The organism is Algoriella xinjiangensis (assembly GCF_900115015.1).
GTDB lineage: Bacteria > Bacteroidota > Bacteroidia > Flavobacteriales > Weeksellaceae > Empedobacter > Empedobacter xinjiangensis.
This window is the reverse complement of record NZ_FOUZ01000013.1, coordinates 95,041-102,204: the sequence shown is the minus strand read 5'-3', so window position 1 is coordinate 102,204 and position 7,164 is coordinate 95,041. Positions and strand designations below refer to the sequence as shown.

General features: G+C 29.5%; 6 protein-coding genes. 5 read left to right on the top strand and 1 reads right to left on the bottom strand.

The features are described from left to right. Positions 1 to 180 precede the first annotated feature (180 nt). The 3 genes from BM072_RS12885 to BM072_RS12875 all read left to right on the top strand — a co-directional run bounded on the left by BM072_RS12885 (position 181) and on the right by BM072_RS12875 (position 4,429). Positions 181 to 462: a GNAT family N-acetyltransferase gene (locus BM072_RS12885; protein WP_092909160.1), complete on the top strand. Its 282-nt coding sequence runs from the start codon at positions 181 to 183 to the stop codon at positions 460 to 462. 320 nt (positions 463 to 782) lie between these two features. Continuing rightward, positions 783 to 2,603 (top strand): tetratricopeptide repeat protein, encoded by a 1,821-nt coding sequence (locus BM072_RS12880; RefSeq protein ID WP_092909156.1) that lies wholly within the window; start codon positions 783 to 785, stop codon positions 2,601 to 2,603. A gap of 47 nt (positions 2,604 to 2,650) precedes the next feature. Then, complete coding sequence (locus BM072_RS12875) at positions 2,651 to 4,429, top strand: tetratricopeptide repeat protein (RefSeq protein WP_092909153.1); 1,779 nt, start codon at positions 2,651 to 2,653, stop codon at positions 4,427 to 4,429. 38 nt (positions 4,430 to 4,467) lie between these two features. Here the strand turns inward: BM072_RS12875 and BM072_RS12870 are convergent, their stop codons facing one another. Next, positions 4,468 to 5,409, bottom strand: a complete 942-nt coding sequence (locus BM072_RS12870; RefSeq protein ID WP_092909150.1) for an endonuclease/exonuclease/phosphatase family protein — start codon at positions 5,407 to 5,409, stop codon at positions 4,468 to 4,470. 62 nt (positions 5,410 to 5,471) lie between these two features. Between BM072_RS12870 and BM072_RS12865 the strand changes: the two genes are divergently transcribed. Both BM072_RS12865 and purE read left to right on the top strand, forming a co-directional pair. Beyond that, the gene (locus BM072_RS12865) at positions 5,472 to 6,599 is read left to right on the top strand and encodes a 5-(carboxyamino)imidazole ribonucleotide synthase (protein ID WP_092909149.1); all 1,128 of its coding nucleotides are present in this window, start codon (positions 5,472 to 5,474) and stop codon (positions 6,597 to 6,599) included. A 7-nt stretch (positions 6,600 to 6,606) separates the two neighbouring features. After that, positions 6,607 to 7,110, top strand: a complete 504-nt coding sequence (gene purE / locus BM072_RS12860; protein ID WP_092909146.1) for a 5-(carboxyamino)imidazole ribonucleotide mutase — start codon at positions 6,607 to 6,609, stop codon at positions 7,108 to 7,110. The last annotated feature ends 54 nt before the right edge of the window (positions 7,111 to 7,164 follow it).

Below are 7,164 nucleotides of genomic sequence, written 5' to 3'. Positions count from 1 at the left end.
GAGTTTTTGTTTTGCAACTCAAAGATAATTTGAGATACAAAATTCAACCCTCTTTTTTTGAACTTTTTTTAAACGTTTAGGACGCTATTGATTAACAAATTTTTAAATAAAACTTAAACTGAAGTTGAGTAACTTAATCTCTCAATACTATAAAATCAAACAACTCTAAAATAAAAAACAATGGAAATTAGACAGACAGAAAGCGGAAAAGAGGGACGTTTTACTTTATATGAAAACGAAGAACCAGCTGGTTTTATAAAATATGAATGGAATAGTAATGGAAACCTTAATGCAACGGGAACTTTTGTAGACGAAAAGTATAGAGGTCAACATTTAGGAGAAAATTTATTTGAACAATTGATTAACTTTGCTAGACAAAATGATGTAAAGATTTTTCCGATTTGCCCTTTTGTAGTAAAAGAATTTGAAAAACATCCTGAATTAGGCGATTTCTTAGAATAATGCTGAAATTATTAGGCACAAAAAAACCTTCTAGTTGGTATGCTGAAGGTTTTTTTTAGGTTTGGTAATAGAAGATGATTGATTTAAAACAATCAATTGGTTTAGGTTTAGTCGGTAAACTTTTAAATAGGTTTAGATTATTATTGGTTTATTAATCTGTTACAAAGAAATGGTAGTTTTTGTTTTATACCAAAAAAAGCGCGTTTCATAGTGTCTACAGCAAAAAAATAACCGTCTACATATTGTCTACAACTATTTTTACATTAACTTTACACTCTAATAAACAACCAGTTACCGTATAATCTAAATCTTTGTTTTTAATGTTAAAAAAGCTTTTAAATAAAAATGTTTTCCTTTTTGTAATTGTTTTTATATCATTTACAGTAAAAATTTCTGCACAAACTGATTTAAAAACTGCATTATCCAATGTAGAAAAGAATACAATTGATGGAAAATATGATGAAGCACTAAAAGAATTGGATGCTTTGTACAAAAAAAACAAGAGCAATTCTCTTAATACAGTTATGATTTATGGCTCGTATGTAAATGTCTACAGTAATAAAAAAGATTTTGAGAAAGCATTCTATTATTCAAGTTTAGCAAAAGAAATTTCGGATAAAACACCAGATAAATTAGATGATGCCTATACTTTACACGCATTTGCAAAAATTTATCTTATTAATCAATTGTATGACAAAACGATTTCATATTCTAATAAAGCTTTAAATATCCTTAAAAAATTTCCTGACGAACATTTACTTAAATCAAGGCTTTATTCATTAATGAGTTTAACTCACTCCCGAACAAATGTTTACTCAGAAGAATATAAAAATTATGTGCTTGAAGCAGTATCACATGCACAACAGCAAAAAGAACCATTGCAACTTTTAGGTGCGTATACAGAAGCTACGCTAATGTATATCAGTGCTTATGAGAAAACTAAAAATGACGAGGATTTAAAAAATATATTCAAATATGCAGAGTTAACATTAAGCTACATTAATGAAAACAATGTAAAAACATTGCCTAAGAAAGCAATAGCAACTGCTTACAACAACATGGCTTCGTTGGTAAATACATATCCGTATAAAAATTATTCAAAACAAGAAAAGTTTAAAATTGCAGAAGATTATCTTAAAAAAGCAATTGAAGTAGCAAATGAAACAAATGATCATAGTTCTTTGTTAATTTGTTATGCCACTTTTGCAGAAATACAAGAAAATCAAAATAATAATGATTTAGCAGAAGAATATTATCTAAAATCATACGAATTAGCTAAAAATAAGGAAAATATCAACAAATTATATGCACTAAGTTATATTACAAGTGCAATTTCTAATCTCTATAAAAAACAAAATAAAACTGCTGAAGCACTAAAATTTAGCGAAGAAACTTTAAAATACACAAAACAATCTTATGAGCAATTATTGGATAATAAGAAGAAATTTTTAGAAGCATATTATAACACTGAGCAAAAAAATCAGCAAATAAAACAGCTCGAAGAAAAAAATAGTATTTATACAAAACAACGCTTACTTTATATTGGAATTATTGCATTGGCGCTGGCTGGTGTAGTTTTTCTTATTTATTTAATTCGTTACAGACAAAAATTAAATAAGCAAAAAACAGATTTATTAGAAGCTGAAAAAAATGAAACTCAATTAACTTTACAGCTCGAGCAAGAAGAAAAAGCGCGCCTAAAAGTAGAGCAAGAATTATTGGCTTTACAACAAGAGCAATTGCAAAAACAAGCTTTGGCAACATCATTACAACTAAATCATAAAACATCTTTTATTAACGAATTAAAGGAAAAAATAAAAGAAGATAAACACGTTAATATTGATCGAATTCTAAAAGATGAAAAATTAACAGATGATGATTTTAACGAGGTTCAAAATCTTGTACAAGATGTTCATCCTAACTTTTTTAAGCGACTAAACGAATCTTCTGTCAATAAATTATCTAACCAAGATTTAAAATACGCTGCTTATATTTATTTGAATATGGACAACCAACAAATTGCAAATATTTTGAAAGTTGAACCAAAAACTGTTCGAATGACAAAATACCGTATGAAGCAAAAAATGGGCTTAGACAAAGATGTTGATTTAGCCACTTTTATTCAGAATTTAGAATTATAATTTCATTTGAAGACTCTCACCTACCCAACAAATGAAATCCATTTACAATGAAAAAATTTAGTTGGAGTATTATCCTATTGTTGCTTTCAAAATTAGCTTTTGCACAAAGTGATTTTGATAAAAATCAACAATTGATATATTCCTATTTATACAGCAAAGATTTAGCAAAAGCCAAAGAAATAATTGATACCAAGTTTTTAAATAGCTATGATTCTTCTAAAAAAGTAATCGGAAATGTTTATTTAGCCGATTATTACTCATTTTTTAATGATGAATTTAAAAAAGCGGAAGCTTTAGAAACTGCAAAAGCGATTGCTTTAAAAACAAAAAATCCGATTGACAAAGCTTATGTAGATTTTGGATATGCGCGTTATTTTGATAAATTAAATAAAAAGGATTTGTTTATGAAATCCTTAAATCAAAGTATAAATGAGTTTAGCAAACATCCGAATGAGAATTTTGTTTTGACTCAATTGTATTTTTTAAGCTACAATTATAAGTCAAAAAACTCTTTAGAAACCGACAATCGTTCGGACGGAATTAAAGCAAACCAATATGCTTTAAAGTCAAAAAACAATCTTTTTATCAATTTTACGTACAATAATCTCGGTTATTATTACAAAAAGCAATACAATATAACCAATATTAAAAATTATATTGATTCGGCAAATGTGAGTTATAAAAACTCTTTAACATACGCCAATTTAATAAAAGATCCGTCTGTAAAAAAACGTTCTATCGTTGTATATTACCTTAATTACGGAAGTTTAGCGAGTATTATTCATCCCGAAGATGCGATTAATGAAAGTTTAAAATACTACAATAAAACGTTAGAATTAACCGAAAAAGATCCGAAATACAAAGAAGTAACTGCACTAACTTATAACAATATGGGTTCTGCGTACGAAAATCTTGGAAACAAAGTTTTAGCTGAAGAATATTATTCAAAATCTTATCAATTAGCAAAAGATAATGAAGATATTTTTCCAAGTATAAAACTTGTGATTATGAGCAATCTTGCACGTACGTATGAAAACATTGGTCAGTTAGATAAAGCGCTACAATACGAGCGCGAAGCAAAGGATTTGATTCAAAAAAGTAACCAAGAACAGTTTGATAACAACACCAAATCATTGGAAATTTTTTATAAAACGCAACAAAAAAATCAACAGATAAAACAGCTCGAGGAAACGAATGAAATTTATACCAAACAAAAAATACTTTATATAGGTCTTACTTTATTAGCTATTGCAGGTGTAATATTTTTGAGTTATATGCTTTATTATAAACAAAAAGCCAATAAACAGAAAACAGATTTATTGGAAGCTGAAAAAAGTGAAACTGAATTGACTTTACAATTAGAGAAAGAAGAAAAAGCTCGTTTAAAAGCTGAGCAAGAATTATTGGCTTTGCAACAAGAACAATTGCAAAAACAAGCTTTGGTAACTTCGTTACAACTAAATCATAAAACGACTTTTATCAATGATTTAAAGGAAAAATTGAAAGAAGATAAAACGATAAATATTGATCGAATTTTAAAAGATGAAAAATTAAAAGACGATGATTTTAACGAAGCGCAAAGTATTCTTCAAGATGTTCATCCAAATTTATTTAACCGATTAAATGATGTTTCAAAAAATAAATTATCTAATCAAGACATGAAATATGCTGCTTATATTTATTTAAAAATGGATAATATACAGATTGCTAATTTGATGAAAGTTGATCCAAAAACTGTTCGAATGACAAAATATCGCATGAAACAAAAAATTGGATTAGAAAAAGAAATTGATTTGAGAACATTTATTCAGAATCTCGAATTATAAAATAAAAGCCTTGAAAATGATTTCAAGGCTTTTTTATTTTAATGAAGTTGTAATTCTGCAACAATCGGAAAATGATCGGATTTTATATCTTCTCCACGATAAAAATTCGTCACTTTTATATCTTTCGAAACCCAACATTGGTCAATATTTGTTCTAAAAATTGGGATAAAAGCATTCCAAGAATTTTGCAATCCAAAACCAGAACGCGCATCTTTTAATTTATCTGATTGCACTAATTTAAAATTAGGCGAATAAACCGTTGTATTTAAATCCCCAATCAACACAATATTGTAATTTGGTAAGGCTTCAATATCTTTTTTAATCAATTCATATTGCTTATTTCGTCTTTCAAAACGAGCCTGATTTGGCAATGGCGGAACAGGATGCGACATCAAAACAGAAACTTTTTTACCATTTATATCAAAATCTGCCAAAATAGACGGATGCATATCATCAATGTAATTTTTGGTTTCAACTTTTACAAACGGATGTTTCGAATAAACGGCGATTCCAAAATTATTAGCGCGCGTTTCTTCTTTATAATAAGGATATTCTTTTCGTACAAATTCAACATTTTTTTGCCAAGCAGGCGTCAATTCTTGCAAAACAATCACATCTGCTTTTTCTTTTGACAAATATTCTTCAAGATATTGGTATTCATTATTATCCGAAAAAATATTAATTGAGATAATTTTAAAGTTTGGTTTTTCACCTTTCGCGTTTTCTCCAAAATAAAAATTACCCATTTCGTTGTAGACAACATAAGGAATTATCAACAATGGAAGCACAAATAAAATGTTTTTATTCTGCTGTTTACGAATCGAAAAATTATAAATTAAACAACAAAAAAATGCGATAATAATTGCATAAACAGAATATTGCACCAACATATCAAACACAAAATATTGGTAGAAACTTTTGCTAATTAGATAAATTCCGGCAAATACAAAAAATAAAATTTTACTCCATTTTGTTAACATCTCGTCAATATATTTTTATTCCTCGTAAAAGTAGAGATTATATTATTCATTAACTTCGCAATATGATAAAAATCGGAATTTTAGGAGGAGGACAATTGGGATACATGTTTTTGCAAAATGCATTACAATATCCTTGTGAAATTAGTATTTTAGATCCGGCTGCAGATGCACCTTGCGCGCCACATGCACATCATTTTGTACAAGGAGATTTTAAAGATTATGACACTGTTGTCGCTTTTGGAGAAAACCTTGATGCAATTGGAATAGAGATTGAGCACGTTAATGTAGAAGCATTGCGTTACTTAAAATCTATCGGAAAAAAAGTAGTTCCAGATCCAGAAGCTTTGGCAATTATACAAGATAAAGGCGTACAGAAGGCGTTTTATGTTAAAAATAATATACCGACAGCGCCTTATTTTGAATTAGATAATTGGGAAGATTTAAAGCATAAAAAAGCAACTTATCCATTGTTTCAAAAATCTAGAAAAGATGGTTATGATGGAAAAGGCGTACAGTTTTTAAAATCTGAAGCTGATCTTGACAAAATGCTTCAAGTTCCTTCTATTTTCGAAACACCTGCGGATTTAGATCGTGAAATTGCAGTTGTTACAGTTGCAGATCATTTGGGTAATATTGTTACTTATCCGACCGTAGAATTTGTCATTAATGAAGAATATAATTTGTTGGATTATTTATTAATTCCATCATCTTTAAATAAAACAATCACAGATAAAGCAGAGCAAATTGCACGCGATGTGGTAAAAGCTTTAAATTCTCCAGGCGTTTTTGCGGTAGAATTATTCTTGAACAAAGACCAAACACTTTGGGTTAACGAAACGGCTAGCCGCGTACACAATTCGGGACATTCTACAATAGAAGGTGCTTATTCATCTCAATTTGACCAAATGTTAAGAACATTGATGGAATTACCTTTGGGTTCTACACAATTATTTACAACATCTGCAATGGTTAATTTAATTGGTGCCGAAGGAGAAACTGGACCTGCTGTGATAGAAAATGTTGAAAAACTTTTAGCAATACCAGGAACTTATTTGCATTGGTACGCAAAAGCAATTACAAAACCAGGTCGTAAAATGGGACATATTACGTTGGTTGATGATAATCTTGAACAATTAAAACAAAACATAAAACAAGTTAACGAAACGATTAAGGTCGTTTCAAAAAAATAAAACAACTATGGTCGGAATTATAATGGGAAGTGATAGCGATTTACCTATCATGAAACAAGCTGCTGAAGTTTTAACAGAACTAAACATACCTTTCGAATTAACAATCGTTTCTGCGCATCGTACGCCTCAACGTATGTTTGATTATGCAAAGTCTGCTCACGAACGCGGAATCAATGTTATTATAGCTGGTGCAGGTGGTGCGGCGCATTTACCAGGAATGGTGGCGTCTATTACACCACTTCCTGTAGTTGGTGTTCCAATAAAGTCATCAAATTCTATTGATGGTTGGGATTCTATTTTATCTATTTTACAAATGCCAAATGGTATTCCCGTTGCAACTGTTGCAGTGAACGCTGCGAAGAATGCAGGAATTCTTGCTGCGCGTATTTTAGGTGCAACAAACCCAACAATACAACAACGTATGGTGAAATATCAAGAGGATTTACAAAAAGCTGTTGAAGCAAAGATAGAAATTGTGAAAGGTGATTATCCGAATGGATTTGATCAGTAAATAATTTCAAAATATTAAATAAACAAAAAATCCCAAATCTTTCGATTTGGGATT

What these genes read in the sequence shown, in the direction of transcription:
- BM072_RS12885 (WP_092909160.1), top strand. Translation starts at nt 181, where the DNA reads ATGGAAATTAGACAGACAGAAAGCGGAAAAGAGGGACGTTTTACTTTA.
- BM072_RS12880 (WP_092909156.1), top strand. Translation starts at nt 783, where the DNA reads ATGTTAAAAAAGCTTTTAAATAAAAATGTTTTCCTTTTTGTAATTGTT.
- BM072_RS12875 (WP_092909153.1), top strand. Translation starts at nt 2,651, where the DNA reads ATGAAAAAATTTAGTTGGAGTATTATCCTATTGTTGCTTTCAAAATTA.
- BM072_RS12870 (WP_092909150.1), bottom strand. Translation starts at nt 5,409, where the DNA reads ATGTTAACAAAATGGAGTAAAATTTTATTTTTTGTATTTGCCGGAATT.
- BM072_RS12865 (WP_092909149.1), top strand. Translation starts at nt 5,472, where the DNA reads ATGATAAAAATCGGAATTTTAGGAGGAGGACAATTGGGATACATGTTT.
- purE (WP_092909146.1), top strand. Translation starts at nt 6,607, where the DNA reads ATGGTCGGAATTATAATGGGAAGTGATAGCGATTTACCTATCATGAAA.